Below are 487 nucleotides of genomic sequence, written 5' to 3'. Positions count from 1 at the left end.
CGCTGTCACGCAAGAAGATCGGAAGCAAGAATCGTGAAAAAGCCAGGCTGATCCTCGCCAAGAGACACGAGAAAATCGCCAACCAACGCCAGGACTTCCTTCACAAACTGTCGAGACGGATCGTTGACGAGAACCAAGTCATCGTCGTGGAGACATTGAAGTCGAAGGACATGATGCAAAACCATAAGCTCGCCAAGTCCATCGGGGACGTCAGTTGGTACGAGTTCGTCCGTCAACTCGAGTACAAGTCAAACTTCTACGGACGGACGCTCATCAAGGCGGATCAATGGTTCGCATCTACGCAGATCTGTTCTTCTTGTGGCGAGAAAGGTCAGAGGAAGACGATGGATGTCCGTGAATGGACATGTGCCTGTGGCGCGCATCATGACCGTGACATGAACGCGAGCATCAACCTGTTGATGTTGGCAAACTAAAACGAATTCCTTCAGGGTGGGAACCACCCGACGAGCTTGGTAAACAATCGTGG

Annotated in this window: 1 protein-coding gene; it reads left to right on the top strand. The window is 51.5% G+C overall.

Annotation, left to right across the window (positions count from 1 at the left end; translation table 11 throughout):
• The coding region (locus tag KNO73_RS14895; protein WP_215112701.1) for an RNA-guided endonuclease TnpB family protein at positions 1–434 on the top strand (434 nt) is incomplete at its 5' end.
• Positions 435–487 lie beyond the last annotated feature (53 nt).

Origin of the sequence: Exiguobacterium sp. s83 (assembly GCF_018617095.1) — a bacterium.
Classification (GTDB): Bacteria; Bacillota; Bacilli; order Exiguobacteriales; family Exiguobacteriaceae; genus Exiguobacterium; species Exiguobacterium profundum.
This window is presented reverse-complemented; position numbering and strand designations above follow the sequence as displayed.